Origin of the sequence: Jiangella alba, assembly GCF_900106035.1 — a bacterium.
Classification (GTDB): domain Bacteria; phylum Actinomycetota; class Actinomycetes; order Jiangellales; family Jiangellaceae; genus Jiangella; species Jiangella alba.
Genome location: NZ_FNUC01000004.1, coordinates 521,328 through 538,235 on the forward strand (window position 1 = coordinate 521,328; position 16,908 = coordinate 538,235).

Annotated in this window: 14 protein-coding genes; 9 read left to right on the forward strand and 5 right to left on the reverse strand. The window is 74.1% G+C overall.

Features of this window, described 5'->3' with window-relative positions; genetic code table 11:
- The first annotated feature begins 127 nt into the window (after nucleotides 1–127).
- The 3 genes from BLV02_RS20210 to BLV02_RS20220 all read left to right on the forward strand — a co-directional run bounded on the left by BLV02_RS20210 (nucleotide 128) and on the right by BLV02_RS20220 (nucleotide 5,762).
- Nucleotides 128–3,925 carry a S8 family serine peptidase gene (locus BLV02_RS20210; RefSeq protein WP_069109859.1) on the forward strand — a complete coding sequence of 1,266 codons (3,798 nt, stop codon included), beginning with the start codon at nucleotides 128–130 and terminating at the stop codon, nucleotides 3,923–3,925.
- Between the two features lie 95 nt (nucleotides 3,926–4,020).
- Complete coding sequence (locus tag BLV02_RS20215; protein WP_216094037.1) at nucleotides 4,021–4,596, forward strand: TetR/AcrR family transcriptional regulator; 576 nt, start codon at nucleotides 4,021–4,023, stop codon at nucleotides 4,594–4,596.
- A complete protein-coding gene (locus BLV02_RS20220; protein WP_069109861.1) occupies nucleotides 4,593–5,762 on the forward strand; it encodes an MFS transporter in 1,170 nt (389 codons plus the stop codon). Before BLV02_RS20215 ends, BLV02_RS20220 begins: the two co-directional genes overlap by 4 nt.
- 82 nt (nucleotides 5,763–5,844) lie before the next feature.
- Here BLV02_RS20220 and BLV02_RS20225 read toward each other — a convergent pair whose 3' ends face one another.
- On the reverse strand, nucleotides 5,845–6,843 hold the full coding sequence (locus BLV02_RS20225) for a PHP domain-containing protein (protein ID WP_069110246.1): 999 nt from the start codon (nucleotides 6,841–6,843) through the stop codon (nucleotides 5,845–5,847).
- 103 nt (nucleotides 6,844–6,946) lie between these two features.
- Here BLV02_RS20225 and BLV02_RS20230 point away from each other — a divergent pair, with 103 nt between their 5' ends.
- Together BLV02_RS20230 and BLV02_RS20235 are read left to right on the forward strand one after the other, a co-directional pair.
- A complete protein-coding gene (locus BLV02_RS20230; RefSeq protein ID WP_069109862.1) occupies nucleotides 6,947–8,197 on the forward strand; it encodes an MFS transporter in 1,251 nt (416 codons plus the stop codon).
- Nucleotides 8,187–8,942, forward strand: a complete 756-nt coding sequence (locus tag BLV02_RS20235) for a MerR family transcriptional regulator (protein WP_069109863.1) — start codon at nucleotides 8,187–8,189, stop codon at nucleotides 8,940–8,942. The genes BLV02_RS20230 and BLV02_RS20235 overlap by 11 nt, the downstream gene beginning before the upstream one ends.
- Here the strand turns inward: BLV02_RS20235 and BLV02_RS20240 are convergent.
- Both BLV02_RS20240 and BLV02_RS20245 read right to left on the reverse strand, forming a co-directional pair.
- Nucleotides 8,926–9,816, reverse strand: coding sequence for an arginase family protein (locus BLV02_RS20240; RefSeq protein WP_069109864.1), 891 nt, complete (start codon nucleotides 9,814–9,816; stop codon nucleotides 8,926–8,928). The genes BLV02_RS20235 and BLV02_RS20240 overlap by 17 nt on opposite strands.
- A 117-nt stretch (nucleotides 9,817–9,933) precedes the next feature.
- Nucleotides 9,934–10,629 carry a VOC family protein gene (locus tag BLV02_RS20245; RefSeq protein ID WP_069109865.1) on the reverse strand — a complete coding sequence of 232 codons (696 nt, stop codon included), beginning with the start codon at nucleotides 10,627–10,629 and terminating at the stop codon, nucleotides 9,934–9,936.
- A 70-nt stretch (nucleotides 10,630–10,699) separates the two neighbouring features.
- Between BLV02_RS20245 and BLV02_RS20250 the strand changes: the two genes are divergently transcribed.
- Nucleotides 10,700–11,881 carry a phosphotransferase family protein gene (locus tag BLV02_RS20250; protein WP_083288329.1) on the forward strand — a complete coding sequence of 394 codons (1,182 nt, stop codon included), beginning with the start codon at nucleotides 10,700–10,702 and terminating at the stop codon, nucleotides 11,879–11,881.
- 153 nt (nucleotides 11,882–12,034) lie between these two features.
- Nucleotides 12,035–12,247, forward strand: a complete 213-nt coding sequence (locus BLV02_RS20255; protein ID WP_069109867.1) for a hypothetical protein — start codon at nucleotides 12,035–12,037, stop codon at nucleotides 12,245–12,247.
- Here the strand turns inward: BLV02_RS20255 and BLV02_RS20260 are convergent.
- Nucleotides 12,244–13,626 (reverse strand): MFS transporter, encoded by a 1,383-nt coding sequence (locus tag BLV02_RS20260; RefSeq protein ID WP_069110247.1) that lies wholly within the window; start codon nucleotides 13,624–13,626, stop codon nucleotides 12,244–12,246. The two genes, BLV02_RS20255 and BLV02_RS20260, sit on opposite strands and share 4 nt — an antisense overlap.
- 99 nt (nucleotides 13,627–13,725) lie before the next feature.
- Between BLV02_RS20260 and BLV02_RS20265 the strand changes: the two genes are divergently transcribed.
- Nucleotides 13,726–14,295: a CGNR zinc finger domain-containing protein gene (locus tag BLV02_RS20265; RefSeq protein ID WP_069109868.1), complete on the forward strand. Its 570-nt coding sequence runs from the start codon at nucleotides 13,726–13,728 to the stop codon at nucleotides 14,293–14,295.
- Between the two features lie 243 nt (nucleotides 14,296–14,538).
- Here BLV02_RS20265 and BLV02_RS20270 read toward each other — a convergent pair whose 3' ends face one another.
- Nucleotides 14,539–15,906, reverse strand: coding sequence for a M14 family zinc carboxypeptidase (locus tag BLV02_RS20270; RefSeq protein ID WP_141711420.1), 1,368 nt, complete (start codon nucleotides 15,904–15,906; stop codon nucleotides 14,539–14,541).
- A gap of 153 nt (nucleotides 15,907–16,059) precedes the next feature.
- Between BLV02_RS20270 and BLV02_RS20275 the strand changes: the two genes are divergently transcribed.
- On the forward strand, nucleotides 16,060–16,860 hold the full coding sequence (locus tag BLV02_RS20275; RefSeq protein WP_069109870.1) for a DUF4190 domain-containing protein: 801 nt from the start codon (nucleotides 16,060–16,062) through the stop codon (nucleotides 16,858–16,860).
- Nucleotides 16,861–16,908 lie beyond the last annotated feature (48 nt).

The window sequence follows — 16,908 nt, forward strand, 5'->3', positions numbered from 1 at the left end:
TAGTCCTTCCGCGCCGGGCCGCGGCGATGCCAGATTGGCCGGACCGGACATCCGGCCCATCTGGGACGGACCACGTCTCGTCCCGCCCCCGCCGAGAGAGAACGACGCGATGCCCCCGAGCGCGCCCGTGCCCCGATCCCGCCGACGACGACCGGCCGCCTGGACCGCCACCACACTGGCCGTCGCGCTGGCCGCCACCGCCGGCGCCACCGCCCCCGCGACGTCGGCGCCCGGCACCGCCGAAACGGACGCGGACACCGCGGCCGCCGCCGGCGACACGTCCGGGGCCACCACCCGGGTCACGCTGGTCACCGGCGACATCGTCGACATGACCACCGTCGGCGGGAAGACGTCGGTCGCGGTCGCCGCCGCGGGCGGCGGCGCGGTCGAGGCGTACGAGCTGGACGGCGACACCTACGTCGTCCCGGCCCGGGTCGCGCCGCAGGTCCGTGCCGGCACCGTCGACGACCAGCTGTTCAACGTGACGCGGCTGATCGAGAGCGGGTACGCCGACGACGCGGCGAGCGAGCTGCCGGTCATCGTCACCTATGACGGCGCCGCCGCGCGGTCCGCGTCCTCTGTCGCCGCCCGCGCCGAGAACCTGCCGGCCAGCGACGCCACGCTGCCGCTGCCCAGCATCGACGGCGCCGCGGTCGAGGTCGCGAAGGCCGACGCCGGCACGTTCTGGGACGCCGTCGAGGCCGACGGCTCCGTCGGCGGCGTCTGGCTGGACGGCACGGTGGCCGCGACCCTCGACGTCAGCGTGCCGATGGTCGGCGCGCCCGCGGCCTGGGAGCAGGGGTTCGACGGCACCGGCAGCACGGTCGCCGTCCTCGACACCGGCATCGACCCCGCGCACCCGGATGTCGCCGGCCAACTCACCGTTCAACAGGACTTCACCGGTGGGAACAACCCGGTCGACGGGCACGGCCACGGCACCCACGTCGCGGCGACGGTCGCCGGCACCGGCGCGGGCTCCGGCGGCGCTCGTCAGGGCGTCGCGCCGGGCGCCGACCTGATGATCGGCAAGGTGCTCGACGACGGCGGCAACGGGCAGGACTCGTGGGTGATCGCCGGCATGGAGTGGGCCGCGCGGAACGGCGCCGACGTCGTCAGCATGAGCCTCGGCGGATGGCCGACCGACGGCACCGACCCGCTCAGCCAGGCCGTGAACGAGCTGACCGCCGAGACCGGCGCGCTGTTCGTCATCGCCGGCGGCAACTACGGGCCCAGCGCCTACTCGCTGACCAGCCCGGGCGCCGCCGACGCCGCGCTCACCGTCGGCAACGTCACGAAGACCGACGACCTGGCGTCGACGTCCGGCCGCGGCCCGCGGGTCGGCGACCACGCCGTCAAGCCCGACCTCACCGCGCCCGGCACGAACATCGTCGCCGCCCGGGCCGCCGGCACCGCCATGGGCACGCCGGTCGACGAGCTGTACACGAGCGCGTCCGGCACCTCGATGGCCACGCCGCACGTCGCCGGCGCCGCCGCGATCGTCCGCCAGCAGCACCCGGACTGGACGCCCGAGCAGGTCAAGGCGGCCCTGGTGTCGACGGCGATCCCGCGCGACGGGCTCACCGTCTACCAGCAGGGCGGCGGCCGCCTCGACGTCGCGACCGCCGTCGCACAGGGCGTCTACGCCGGTCCGGCGCCGCTGAACTTCGGCTACCTGCCCTACCCGCAGACCGCGCTGGAGCCGATCGTCCGCACCGTCACGTTCAACAACGTCACGGCGGCGCCGGTCACGCTGGACCTCACCGCGGCCGCCACCGCCGGGACGACCCCCGCGCCGGCCGGCATGCTGGCGCTGGGCGCGCCGTCGGTCACCGTCCCCGCGAGCGGCACCGCCACCGTCGACGTCACGCTCGACCCGTCGCTCGGCGCGGCCGGCCTGTACAGCGGCTTCGTCACCGGGACCGGCCCGGACGGGGTGAGCGTCGTGCTGCCGCTCGGGCTGAACAAGGAGCCGGAGGTGTACGAGCTGACCGTCACCGTCCTGGACCGCCAGGGCAACCCGAACCGCGGCGCCACCGTCCAGGTCGGCAACGTCGACGACTCGTCCAAGCACGTGTCGTTCCCGAACCTGGACGCACGCGGCCAGGCGACCGTCCGCGTCCCACCGGGCACGTACAGCGCGCTGAGCATCATGAGCGAGCTGGACGGCGAGCGGTACACGTACACGTTCGCCGGCGACCCGCAGATCGAGGTCGGGCCGGGCGGCGCGAGCGCCGTGCTGGACGGCCGCACCGCGGTCCCGGTGACCGCCGACGTCGGCCGGACCGTCGAGGGCGTGTCGGCGAAGCTGGAGTTCTGGCGGTTCCCGCTGGCCGGCGAGGCCATGCACTACCGGTACCTGCTCGGCGAGCCGTTCACCGACGTGTACGCGGCGCCGACCGAGGAGGTCACCGAGGGCGGGTTCCACCTCGTCACGCAGTTCTCGCTGGCCGAGCCGGACCTCGTCGTCGACGGCGCCGGGCTGGCGTCGTTCGAGCCGGAGTACTTCACCTACGCGCCGAAGCTGCCGGACGGCCGGTTCCGCCACGACGTCGCCGACGCCGGCGCCGCGACCCCGGCCGAGCTGGCCGCCGTCGACCTCGACGGGAAGATCGCGCTGGTCGAGGCGACCGGCGGGCAGTGGAGCGAGCAGATCCGGGCGGTCGCGGCGGCGGGCGCCGAGGTGGCGTTCCTCTACAGCCGGAACGGCTACCCGTTCGCCGGCGCGGTCGAGCGCGGGCTGCCGATCCCGGCGGCCGCGCTGGACCTCAGCGAGGCCGAGACGCTGCTGGCCCGCGGCGGCGGCACCGTCACCGTCCATTCGACGCCGGTCAGCGACTTCCTCTACGACCTGCGCTTCGACGAGGACGGCGCGGTCGGGACCGACCTCGCGCACGTCGTCGAGACCGACGACCTCGCCACCGTGACCAGCACCTACCGCGCGGACGCGCCGGAACGCACCGTCTCCGACGTCAACCCGTCGTTCGCGCCCTGGCAGGTGTCGTCGTTCGACTCCTACCGCTACTTCCGGGCGCCGCTGGAGCGGACGGAGTACGTGCTGACCACGCCGGACATGCTCTGGTTCAAGCAGCTCTCCGGCTACGAGACCGACGAGGTGACGCTGGCCCGGCACGCCCGCGACCGGCTGCGGACGCTCGAGCCCGGCGACGAGCTGGAGGACACCTGGTTCGGCGCGCCGTTCGTGCCGACGCCGCGGCGCGAGGTGCTCGAGCAGGACCGGATGGCGATCCCGTGCCCGGCCTGCCGCGACGACGACGAGCTGTTCTTCTGGATCGAGGACCTCGCCGACTCCGGCGACGGCCACTACGGCGCCTGGGACACCCGCTGGGAGAACTCGGCGACCCGCCTGTACCGCGACGACGAGCTGGTGGTGAGCCGGCGGACCGGGCGTGGCGTGCTGGCCGCGGTCCCGGCGGACTCGGAGTACCGGCTGGAGATCGACGCCTGGTCCGACGCGCCGTGGAGCTTCGGGACGCGGTCGTCGACGGCGTGGACGTTCCAGTCGGCCGCCCCGGCGTCCGACGTCGGCGACCTGCCCGTGCAGTACGCGTGCACCGACCGCGGGCACCGGAACTGCGCGTTCCTGCCGCTGCTGTTCGCGTCGTACGACGTGCCGCTGGACGGGCTGAACCGGGCGCCGTCCGGGCGGACGTTCCGCTTCGACCTCACCGTCGGCGGGCAGGTCGGTGCGGAGTCGCCGACGGTCCGGCGGGTGCGGGTCGAGGTGTCCTACGACGACGGCGCCACCTGGCGGCCGGCGGTGGTGCGGGCGAGCGGCGACGACGGCGAGTACTCCGTCACCGTCCGGCACCCGAAGGACGCCGAGCACGTCTCGCTGCGGATCGACGCCCAGGGTGACGGCACCCGGCTGGAGCAGGAGGTGATCCGGGCCTACCGGCTCGGCTGATCCACCGCCGCTCGGGGGTGTGTCTGACGGTTTTTCCGTCAGACACACCCCCGAGGTCTGGACGCCCTGAGCTGCACCGTGATACACCTTGTATCGTGAGTGAAGCGACGGTGTCTCAGGACGTCCTGGCCGCGGCCAAGCGGCTGGCCGAGCGGCAGCAGCTGGGCGGCGCCTCGATGGCCGACATCGCCAAGGAGGCCGGCATCACCCGCGTCACGCTGTACCGGCGCGGCGAGACGCGCGCGGCCATCCTGGTCGCGCTGCGCGACGAGCTGGCCCGCGAGGAGCGCGAGCGGCTGCTCCCCGTCCTCGCCGGCCCCGGCGACGCCCGCACCCGGCTGACCGCGGCGTTCGAGGTCTTCTGTGCGATCACCGACGAGCGGGCCGATCTCATGGCCGGGCTCGACGACCCGACGCTGAACGCGATCTACCACGATCCCGGCGACGACTCGCTCACCCGCACCGAGTTCACCGCGCCGATCGTCCGGCTGCTGCGCGACGGCGCGCTGGACGGCTCGCTGCGTCCCTTCACCGATCCGGACGAGACCGCCACCGTCCTCTACGTCCAGGTCTGCGAGACCTACCGCCACCTGCGCCGCGAACACCGCTGGCCGGCGAAGCGCGCCACGGACGCCGTCCTCGGCCTCGCGCTGCACGGGCTACTGCCATGACGGCCCTGCTCGAGCGGGTCATCCCCGGGCAGGACGTCGACCGCGGCAAGGTCGCCCGGCTCACCGTCGCGCACGCCGGCGCCGACCTGTTCCAGGCCGCCGTCCCCGCGCTGATCCCGTTCTTCGTCGCCGAGCGCGGCATGTCCTACGCCGACGCCGGGCTGCTGGTGCTGGCCGGCAGCCTCGCGTCGTCGGTCATGCAGCCGCTGGCCGGCGTCGTCGGCGACCGCGTCCGGGCGGCGTGGCTGCAGCCGCTCGGGCTCGCGTTGACCGGCGGCGGGCTGCTGGCCGCGACCCTGCTCGACTCGTTCGCCGCCATCGCCGTCGCGCTGCTGCTCGGCGGCCTCGGCGTCGCGATCTTCCACCCCGAGGCGTTCCGCGCGACCCGCGCCGCGGCCGCCGCCAGCCCCGGCGCCGCACTGGGCGTCTTCGCGCTCGGCGGCAACATCGGCTTCGCCCTCGGCCCGTCGCTGGTCGTCCCGCTCGGCGCGGCGTACGGCATCGAGGCGGCCGGCGCGGTCGCCGTCATCCCGCTGGTCGGCGCGCTGCTGCTGGGCCGCGGCGTGCCGTCCGACCTGGCGGCGCCGGGCGACGCCGCCGGCTCCGTCGAGCTGCCCGACGACTGGCGCACGTTCGGGTTCGCGACGCTCGGCGCGACGGCGGCCGCGGGCGTGCTGTTCGGGCTGATGGCGTTCGCGCCGGTCTGGTTCGACGAGACCCTCGGCGCCGGCGTCGGCCTGGGCAGCGCGGCCGTCACCGGCATGCTGCTGGCCGGCGCCGTCGGGACGTACGCGGCCGGCGCGGTCGGCGACCGGCACGGGCGGCGGCCGGTGGTGCTGGTGTCGGTGCTCGCGCTGGTGCCGCTGTCGGCGGTGCTGCCGCTGACCGGGCCGCTGCTGGCCGTCGTGCTGCTGATCGTGATCGGGCTGGTGATCGAGGGGATCTTCTACCCGCTGGTCATCGTCGCGCAGGACGGCCTGCCGCGGCACGCCGGGCTGGCGGCGGGGATGGCGCTCGGCGTCAGCGTCGGCGTCGCAGCCGGCACGACCAGCCTGCTCGGCGTCCTCGTCGACGCGAACGGGCCGGTCGCCGCCCTCTGGGGCTGCGCCGTCATGGCCGTCGTCGCGCTGGCCGCCGGAGCCCTCGCCGTCCGCCGTCCGCACTGACCCCAGCGCTGGGGCGTCAGGTCTGTTGTTCCGGCCGGTTGACCTCAGCGCCAACAGTTGGCTCTGACGTCAACCCCCCGGCTCAGCCTCGCCGGGTCCAGGCCAGCAGCTCGTCGACCGGCCAGGTGTTGACGATCTTCTCGATCGGCACGCCGCAGGCGGCCGCCCGCTCGCACCCGTACGGCTGCCAGTCCAGCTGGCCGGGCGCGTGCGCGTCGGTGTCGAGCGCGAACGAGCAACCCGCCTCGACCGCCAGCCGGAGCAGCCGCTTGGGCGGGTCCAGCCGCTCCGGCCGCGAGTTGATCTCGACGGCGACGCCGAACCGCGCGCACGCGGCGAACACGATCTCCGCGTCGAACGTCGACTCCGGCCGGGTGCCGCGCCCGCCCGTGATGAGGCGGCCGGTGCAGTGCCCGAGCACGTCCGTGTGCGGGTTGGCGATGGCCGTCACCATGCGCTCGGTCAGCTCGTCGGACGCCATGCGCAGCTTCGAGTGCACGCTCGCCACGACGACGTCGAGCCGGCCGAGCAGCTCGTCGCTCTGGTCCAGCGAGCCGTCCTCGTTGATGTCGACCTCGATGCCGGTGAGGACGCGGATGCCATTGCTCCGGCTGTTCACCTCCGCGACGACGTCGAGCTGTTGCCTCAGCCGCTCCGCCGACAGGCCGTTCGCGACGGTCAGCCGCGGCGAGTGGTCCGTCAGCGCGACGTACTCATGGCCCAGCTCGGCGGCGGCCGCGACCATCTCCGGGATCGGGCTGCCGCCGTCGGACCAGTCCGAATGCGTGTGCAGGTCGCCGCGCAGCGCCGCCCGGATCTCCGCGCCGCCCTCCGCGACCGGCCGGCCGCCGGTCGCCTCCAGGCGGCGCAGGTACACCGGCACCTCCCCGGCCAGCGCCTCGCTGATGACCGTCGCCGTCACCTTGCCGATGCCGGGCAGCTCGGTCAGCGTGCCCTCCTCCACCCGCTCCACCAACTCCGCGATCCCCACCTCGTCGACGGTCGCGGCGGCCGTGCGGAAGGCGCGCACCCGGTAGGTGGGTTCGCGGGCCCGCTCGAGCAGGAACGCGATGCGCCGCATCAGGTCGCCCGGCGTGGGATCGGCAGTCACGGACCCAGTCTCTCCCGGACGGGCGTCGACGTCGGGTTGACCCCGACGCGACGTCATAGTTTTCGCTGGACGCATGAGGCTGATCCCGGTCGCGTACCTCGCGTCCTACACGCTGAGTCTGCTCGGCAACTCCGTCGCCGGCGTCGCGCTGCCGCTGATCGTGCTGCAGACCACCGGCAGCGCGCTCGGCGCCGGCTGGGTGGCCGCGGCGACGGCGGTGCCCGCGGTGCTGGCCGGCCTGTTCATGGGCGTCGTGATCGACCGGATCAACCGGCGCACGTCGTCGGTGGTCACGGACCTGGTCTCGGCCGGGGCGGTCGCCGCGCTCCCCGTCGTCGACGCGGTCAGCGGGCTGGAGCTGGGCTGGTTCGTGCTGTTCGGGATCGTCGGCTCGCTCGGCGACGTGCCGGGGATGACGGCGCGCGACGCGCTGCTGCCGGCGATCGTCCGGCACAGCGGCGTCTCCGCGGAACGGCTCATGGGCGCCCGCGAGGCACTGGGCGCCGTCGCGCTGCTGGCCGGGCCCGCGGCGGCCGGAACGCTGATGGCGCTGTTCGACGGGTCGACGGTGCTGTGGCTGACGGCGGCGACGTCGCTCGGTGCGGCGCTGATCACGCTGGCGATCCCGCATCGGGTCGGCGTCATCGACACGGCGACCGACGGCGGGAGCGCCCGGCCCGCGGGCTCGTCGTGGCGGCAGTTCGTGGCCGGCTGGCGGGTGCTGACCGGGTCGCGGTTCCTCACGACCGTCACCCTGATCTCCGTCACGTCCGTGTTCGTCCTGGCCGCGCTGCAGGGCCTCGTCCTGCCGGTGTACTTCCTCGACGCCGGCCGCCCGGAGCAGGTCGGGTTCGTCCTCACCGCGATCGCCGCGGGCATGCTGCTCGGCGCCGGAACGTACGCGATGGCCGGGCCGCGAGCGTCGCGGCGGTTCTGGCTGCTCACCGGTGTCGCCGGGACGACCGCCGGGTTCGCCGTCGTCGCCGGCCTGGTGGCGCCGTGGACGGTGTTCGCGGGAGCGTTCCTGGTGGGCGCGTTCAGCGGAGTGTCCGGCAGCCTGCTCGGCGTCCTCATGATCGAGCGGGTGCCCGAGGCGTTCCGCGGCCGCGTCATGGGCACGCAGAACGCCATCACGACGGCCGCGCCGCCGGCCGGGATCATGCTCGCGGCGGTGCTCACCGAGTACGGCTCCGTGCGGGTGGCGGCGGTCGCGGTGGCCGCGGTGTGGCTGGTGGCGGCGATCGTCACACTGCGTTCACAGGCGCTGCGTACCGTTGATTCCACGAGCGCGCCGTCCGAGGAGGTGTCCATGAGTGCGCAGTAGCGAGCTGGCCGCGCTGGCCGGCGTCACCGTCCGCGCGTTGCGGCACTACCACCAGGTCGGGGTGCTCGACGAGCCGCCGCGGTCGGCCAACGGGTACCGCAGGTACGACGTGCACCACTTGATCCGGCTGCTGCGGATCAAGCGGCTGACGGCGCTCGGCTTCCCGCTGGCCGCGCTGCCGGATCTCCTCGACCAGCCCGACGCCGAGGCCGTCGAACTGCTCGATCAGCTCGACGACGAGCTGGCGGCGCAGATCCAGCGGCTGGAGGCACGCCGGGCCGTCGTGGCAGAGCTGCGCCGCGACCGCGGCGCGCCCGACCTGCCGCACGAGCTGGCCCGTCACTTCGCGGCGTGGGCCGACGCCGACGCCCCGGCCACGCTGGCCCGGGTCGACCGCGAGCAGACGATTCTCGTCGCGCATCTCGTGGGCGAGGAGCGGCTGCCGCGGCTGGCCCAGCTGTACGAGCGGATGACCGACCCGGGGGTCATGGCGGCGAGCCGGAAGCTCTACGCGCGCATGGACGAGCTCGGGCCCGGCAGCGACGACGCGGAGATCGAGCGGCTGGCCGACGACCTCGCGGCCATGGTCGCGCCCATCGTGGCGGAGTTCCAGGCCGCGGGCGACGACGATCTCGATCTCGATGCGGTGGCGCCGCTGCTGTCGGCGTACACCGGCGACGTGCTGAACGAGGCGCAGCGGCGGGTGCTGGCGCGGGTGGAGTCGCGGCTCAGCGCGCCGGCGTGAACACCGCGGCGACTGCCTCGGCCAGGCGCCCGGCCGTGGAGCCGTCGGGTTCGCCGTGGTCGGGGTTGAACTCGGTGAGCACCAGACCGGCGAACCCGGGGTGGCCCACCATCACCGTCACCGCGCTGGTCACCTGCGCCAGCGTGAGGCCGCGGTACTGCGGCACGTCGGCCGCCGGGAGGTCGAGGAAGTTGACGACGTCGACGTCGAGGTGAACGACGAACCGGCTGGTCACCGACGCGACGGCGGCGAGCGCGAGCCGGGCGGCGGCGGGCGGGTCGGGCGCGACCGACGCGACGGGGAACCGCCAGCTGGGCACGCGCCCGTGCACGTCCTCGTCGTGGTCGGCGTAGCCGAAGAAGCAGACCTGGTCGGCGGTGAGCAGCGGACGGCGCGGACCGAAGCCGCTCAGCGCGGGCGCGGTGCCGGGGAGGTCGAGCAGGTGCGCGACGCCCATGCCGTCGGCGATCAGTTCGTGCGGGTGGTCGGCCGGCGTCTGGAGATCCTGCCCGCCGTCGACGTACACGAGCCCGACGTCCTGCCCGGCGGTGGCGAACGCGCTGACGACGGCGATGGTCAGCGTGCACTCTCCCCCGACGACGACCGGTGTCTCGCCGGCCTCGATGACGGCGGCGACGGCCCTGCGGGTGTCGTCGAGCACCTCGACCACGCCGCCGAGGTTGTTCGGCTCGCCGTCCGCCGGGTGCGCGGCCCAGCGCCGGACCGGGCGGTCGCCGTGATCGTGCACCTCGTGGCCGGTCTGCCGCAGCCGCTCCACCAGCCCGGCGGCCCGCAGCGCCGCCGGCGCCTGTTCCTGGCCCGGCCAGTGCGCCGCCACACTCGACGGCACCCCCACCAACCCCAGCGTCGTCATCGCATCACCTCAGCACGCCGGCCGACAGCCCACACCGGCCGCCTCGCACCCGTAACCTCACGCGCGCCGGCGGCCACCTCACCGTCGTCGCCCCACCGGCCAGACGTCGTCATCGCATCAGTCCCGTCCCTGCCAGGTGCAGATGCAGATCTCGTTCCCCTCGGCGTCGGCCAGCACCCAGAACGCCGGCGCCCGCCCGTCGTTCACCAGCCGTCCGCCGGCGTCGAGCGCCGCCGCGAGCCGTCGCCGGGCCTCGTCGTGCGGGACGCTGAGGTCGATGTGGATGCGGTTGCGCTGCGGCCGCGGCGCGTCCATCTGCTGGAACCAGACCGCCGGCCCCTGCCCGAGTGGGTCGACCAGCGCGTCCGTCGGGCCGTCCAGCCCGGGTTCGTCGTCGTACGCCAGCACGGCCTTCCAGAACGGCCGGACGGCCGGGATGTCGAGCGCGTCGATGGCGATCTCGAGCGACTGCTCCGACCGCGGCCGCCCGCCGACCGCGGGGTCGGCCTCGCGCCCGGCCGCCCGCAGCGCCGTCGTGATGCGCGCCGCGGCGTCGACGTCGACGCTGGTGACGTTCGCCAGCGCGGCGTCCTGCAGGCTGAGCAGCACGCGTCCCGGCCGCAGGTCGGCCTGCAGGTGACCCTCGGCCGCCGGTCCCGCCGCGCGCACCGCCGTGGCCGTCACCTCGACCGCCTCGGCCGGCGACTCCACCGCCACGCCGGTGTGGAAGCGCGCCAGGAGGTACCGCCAGCCCAGGTGCTCGACGGCGACGGACGCCTCGGGCCGGCGCAGCGGTCGCGCGGTGTCGTCCATCGGGCCATGCTCGCACGTGGGTCCGACAGCATGACTACCATGCGGTCCGACCCACCTGGGGAGTCCGAGCGTGCACCATCCACTGACCGCCGCGCGACGAGACGCCGTCCTGCACGGGTTGACCGCGATCTGCGGGCGACGACCGGTGGTCGTGGCGGCGGACGGAGTCGGCCACCACTGGGCGCCGGTGACCCGGCTGGTGTTCGACCGCGACCTGCCCGGGGTGGGCGGCTCGGTCATCGTGAAGACGAGGCGCGTCGACGGTGCGGGGCACGGCGGGCCGGCGTACCTGCGGCGCGAGGTCGCCGGGTTGCGGACGCTCGGGCGGAGCGAGATCGCCGCGCGGGTGATCCTCGCCGACGACGAGGCCGGCGTCGTCGTGCAGTCCGACCTCGGGACGTGGCCGACGCTGGAGCAGGTGCTCCTCGGCGACGACCGCGCACGAGCGGCCGCGGCGATGGTGGCGTACGGCCGCGCCGTCGGGCGGCTCCACGCGAGCACGTCGGGACGCCGCGCCGACCACGAGGCGGCCCTGGCCGAGTTCGGCGCGGCCGACGTCACGACCGGCGGCGACTCCGGGACGCGCGGCACGCGTCGCTGGTCCGCGGTCGAGGCTGCCTGCGCCGACCTCGGCCTCCCGGACGCCCGGATCGCGCGGGACGACCTCGCGTTCGTCCGCTCGCAACTCGACGACCCGGGCGCCTTCGCGGCCCTGGTGCACGACGACCTCAACCCGACCAACGCGCTCGTCACCGAGCACGGCGTGCGGCTGGTCGACTTCGAGGGCAGCCGCTACGGGCACATCGGCTTCGACGTCTCGTTCCTGCACTACCCCTTTCCTCACCACAGCCCGAACTGGTCGGTCCTGCCGGTCGACGTCGTCGATGACGCCGACCGCGCGTACCGAGCGGTGCTGGCGGAGTCGCTTCCGGCCGACGTGTGGCCGGCGTACGACGAGATGCTCGCGGTCGGCGCGGCCACCGCGCTGGCGGGCCGGGTGACCCGCCTTCCGCTGATCGCGCAGACGGACCAGTCGGCGTACGACAGCTGGCGGCGGCGCGCCCAACTGGTTCAGCAGCTCGGGGTGTTCCGGCGGCTCGCCGCCCGGGCCGGCATCCTGCACGACCTCGCGGTCTGGTCCGCCGAGTTGGCCGATGCGATGGTGCGGCGCTGGCCGGACGCCGGCGCACCGCCACCTCGCCTCTATCCGGCGTTCGCGGGGACGCGCTCGGCTTCCGCCTCCTCCGGCTGACCCACCGCGTCGGCGGCTGACGACGTCACGCGGTCGCCGCCGGGCCGTGCCCTTTTCGAGCCCTCGGGCGATGGCACCGGTGAACGTCGTCGCGCAACGAGGATGGAGGGGCACGATGGACGCGGCTCGGTTGACGGGTCAGGGGTGAGACCGGTGCCCTCCGAGGGCCAGAGCGCCGATGCGCGCCCGGCGCCGTCGTACCGGGCGTTCTGCCCGGTCTGCAACACGTCCGGCCGCAGGTTCTCGTCCTACGGCAGCGCTGAGCACGTAGCCCAGGGACACGCCGACAAGTACGGCCACCCCACCCACGTCATCGACCAGTACGGCATTCGCGTCGTCGGCTCGGACCGGACGCCGGGCCGCTAGCTCGCCGCCGGGACCGCGTCGCCGGCCGGACCGCGGACGGCGGCGTCGAGGTCCGTCCGGAGCGCGAACGGCACGAACGCCGCCAGCACCGCCACCCCGAGCACCGTCGCCGCCACGAACGCCGTCCGCAGCCCCCACACCTCCGCGATGACGCCGGCCAGGGCAGCGCTCGCCGGGATGACGCCCCAGCTGATCATCCGCGACGCCGAGTAGATGCGGCCGAGCAGTTCAGGCGGCGACAGGTTCTGCCGGATCGTGCCCGCGAGGATGCGCCAGATGCTCGACCCCGCCCCCGCGACGACGGCGCCGCCCGCGACCGCCCAGATCCCGGCGTCGAACGCGACCGGCGCCACGAACAGGACCGTCCCGACGGCGTCGGCGATCATCAGGCGGGTGGTGCCGACCCACCGGCGCAGCGGCTCGACCAGCACCGACGCGATCAGCCCGCCGACCGCCATCCCCGTCAGCAGCAGCCCGTACTGCGCGGCCGTCAACCCCAGCGGTCCCGGCTCGACGACGTAGACGACGAGCAGCGCGGTCGCCACCGCCCAGACCACGTTCATGGCCGCCGTGAACAACGTCAGGGTCCGCACGACCGGCTCGCGCCACAGGAACCGGAACCCGGCGACCAGCTCGCCCCGCCTGCGGCCGGCCGACGGGGCCGCTTCGGTGCTGCCGGCGCCGGCGGACGATCCGGGCGACGCCCCGGGGCCGGCGGCTTCGGCCCGGGCCGCGACGATGGAGCCCGCTTCGGCCGCGAGGGGGTCCGCTCCGGCCGGTGCGGCGGGAGCGGGCGCCGGGCGGTGCAGCGTCATCATGAGCACCCCGGCGACGGCGACGAGGTAGAGCGCCGCGCTGGCGCCGGTCGCCAGGGCGAGGGTCGCGCCGGCCAGCAGACCGGCGAGCGGCGGGCCGGCCAGCTGGTTCGTCACGTTGATGGTCGCCTCGATGCGCGCGTTCGCCCGGCTTCGCCCGGCCGGCTCGACGACCAGCGGGATGGTCGAGGTCAGCGCGGTGTCGACCAGCGTCTCGGCCACGCCGAGCAGCACCGCGGCGACCAGGATCAGCGGCAGCGTCAGCGCGTCGATCAGGAAAGCGGCCGTGACCCCGCCCAGCACCAGTCCGCGCACCACGTTCACCGTGGTCAGCAGCGCTCGCCGGTCGACGCGGTCGACGATCCAGCCCGCGTGCAGCCCGAACACCGGCCACGCGAGCGTCAGCGCCGCCGTCACCGCCGCGACGCCACCGGCGGACGCGTCGACGGCGATCGCCAGCAACGGCAGCACGAACAGCGCCATGCCGTCGCCGAGGTTCGCCGCCCCGGTACCGAACCACAGCCCGTTGAACGACCGGCCCAACGAGACCGGGAGCGCACGCATCGGATTCTCACCCTTCATCGCCGTTTGACTGGTAGTAGTTCTGGCACACGTCGTTCTTACCTGTCAACGCCTGATGAACGGTGAGATATTCTGGCCTGCATGACCGACGTCGAACTGGTCGGCAACGCGCTCTGCCTCGACTTCGCGAACACCGTCAACGCGCGCCCGGTCGCCCGGCGCGACTGGCTGGCGTCGCCGGACGAGGTCGTGACGTGGGCGCGCGCCGTCGGGCACCCCGTCGACGGCGATCCGAGTCTGCGGTTCACGCTCCCGGTCGCCCGCGAGCTGCGCGAGACCGTGTTCCGGGTGTTCCAGCCGCTGGCGCACGGCGAACGGCCGGCGCCCGACGATCTGGACGTGGTGCACGGCATGCACACGGAGGGCATCGCGCGCGGCCGCTTCGTCGACGACGGCGAGACGTTCCGGATGTCGTGGGCGCAGCCGCAGACGTTGCGCGTGCTGATCTGGGAGGTCGCGGCGTCGGCGATCGGGCTGCTCACGCAGGGACCGCTGCACCGCCTCGGCGACTGCCCGTCGTGCCACTGGCTGTTCCTCGACACCAGCAAGAACGGCCGGCGCCGCTGGTGCAGCATGGCCACCTGCGGCTCGCGCGACAAGTCACGCCGCTACTACGCCGCCCACGGCTCCGGAGACGACGCCGACGGCTGAGATCTGGGGCTTGCTGGCTGCCGTTCCGACCGCTGGGCACCAGAGCGGCAGCGGCCCGCGCCCGGCAACCGAACGTGACGGCGGCTCCGGCAGCATCCCGACGGTCGGGGCCAGCGCGGCAAGACCGCCGGCATCCCGGCAGCTGGGCCAGCGCGCCTAGACCGGGGCGGCATCCCGGCGGAGGGTCGAAACCTGCTGACCGCCGTTGGGGCCCGGCACGGCGCCGGGCCCCAGCGGACTACGTCACGGCCGCGACCGGTGGAAGTCGCGGCGGCACTCCTTGAGGTCGACGGTGACGGTTTCGCCGAGGTCGACGTTGACGGGGACGGTCTGGAGGACGGTGCCGTCGGGGCGTTCGCAGGTCAGGATCCACGGCTCCTCGTAGAACCCGGTCTGGAACCCGTGCACCCCGTCCTCCTGGTACGCCGGGATCGGCCGGTACGACGGGTTCACGGCCCACTCGAACTTGCCGTTCCGCCCGAGCGCGAGGTCAGACGTCAGCGTGGTCGTGAACGACGACGGCCGGGTGGCGCCGTCCGGCTGGGCGTAGGGGCTGGTGTACATGTCGAACGCCTTCGTGATGCGCAGCACGGCGCCCTTCGGCCCCTTGCCGTCGATGACGGCGTACTGGTCGGGGTCGGCGGCGGTCGCGAGCATGGTCGTCATCGCCTCGCGGTGCTCGTCGTACACGTCGAGCACCTGGGTCTCGTACGTCCGCGCGACACCCGCGTCGGGGCAGGTCTCGGTGGTCAGCGCGAGCCCGCGGGTGGCGTAGTAGGCCCAGTCGATCGCCTCACCGGTCGTCTCGTAGTCCTCCGCCGACGGCAGCGCCTTGTAGCCCGGGCCGTAGATCGACGCGACCTCGGACGCGAGCGCATGCAGCCGGTCGACGTCCTGGGCGGGCCCGGCGGCGAGCTGCAGCGGCGGGTACAGGACGACCTGGATGCAGGTGTGCTGGGTGTTGAACACCGTCGCCTGCCGAGTCGACAGCAGCCACTCGATGTTCCGCGACTCCGGCTCCGACCACGCGGCCGCGCCGCCGGTCGAGATCGGCAGCCAGCCCAGGCCGTAGTTGCGGTTCATGTCGACGTTGGTGTCGGTCTGGCGGCGACCGCGCACGAACCCGTCGACGTTGACGATCGGCACGACGACGACGCGGGCGCGGTCGAGCAGCCGGGTGACCTCGCGGTCGCCGGCGGCGGCGCGCTGGACGAGGTCGATGGCGAACTCCATGGTCAGCTCGCCGCTCGGGAACTCGTTGCCGTGGTGCATGCCGACGTCGACGAAGGTCGGCTTGCCGTCGTCGGCGTTGACGTTCGTGCTGATCTCGACGCCGCGGACGGTGCGCCCGGACGTCGTCGGGTAGGGCAGCGTGATCGGTTTGACGAGGTCGGGGTGGTCGGCGACCAGTTCGGCCAGGTCGGCCTCGTAGTCGGCCAGCGTGCGGTAGGCGGTGTTGCCGCTGGGCAGATCGGCGGCCGCGGTGGACGGCGCCGACGGCGACGCCGCACCCACGGCGGCGGGGACGGCGACCGCGGGGACGGCCAGGACGGCGGCCGCGGCCAGCATGACGGTGCGACGACTCGAACGGGAGTGACCGGTACGTCTCATGAAGGCGTTCCTCTCCGCAGAACCGACAGGGGGGCAGGACCAGTCAAGATCGACCGATGTCCGCCGAGGTTATCGTTTTGTGACGTTTCGCACGAGAGGTATGGCATGTCACGTGGTGGGGATTGAGTCCGGACCCGGCGCTACATTGCGGCCATGTCCGAGCCCGAGGCGCCGACCCCGCCGGCCGAGCGGAACCCGTACGCCACGCCCACGCCCGGGCCGCCCTCCTACGGTGAGCACCGCGCCGCCGCCGCGCGCCGGCCGATGCCGTACGCCCCCGCCGGAACGCCGTACGGCCCGCCGAGCCCCTGGCCGGTCGCACCGCCGCCGGAACCCGTGCCGGGCACGAGCGGCATGGCCACCGCGGCACTCGTGTTCGGCATCATCGGCGGCATCCCGCTGGCGATCATCTTCGGCGTCATCGCTCTCGGCCGCACGGCGAACGGCCGTCAGCAGGGCCGCGGGCTGGCCATCGCGGGCCTGATCTGCGCCGGCCTCTGGCTGGCGGGTCTCGTGACGGCCGGGGTCTACGCCACGGTCAGCGAGCCCGACCGCGACGACGCCGGCCAGATCACCGACGAGGGCTCGCTGTCGGCCTTCGACGTCGAGATCGGCGACTGCGTCAACGGCGTGCGCGACATCGAGGCCGACAGCTACGTCAGGTCGCTGCCGGCCGTCCCGTGCTCCGAACCGCACGAGGCCGAGGTGTACGCACAGTTCGACCTCACCGGCGACGCCCACCCGGGTACCGACGGCGTCGTCGCCCAGGCGGACCAGCGCTGCGCCGACGCGCTGTACACCTACTCGACCCGGGCCTACGACGACCCGAACGTCGGCCTCTTCTACCTGTATCCCGACGAGCGCGCCTGGCCGCAGGACCGATCGGTGGTCTGCATCGCCGTCGCCATCGAGGGCACGCTCACCGGCAGCCTGGCGGAGCAGACGGGGACCTGACCAGATCGCTTGCAGTCTGGGTTAGGTTAGGCAAACCTAGTTGACTGT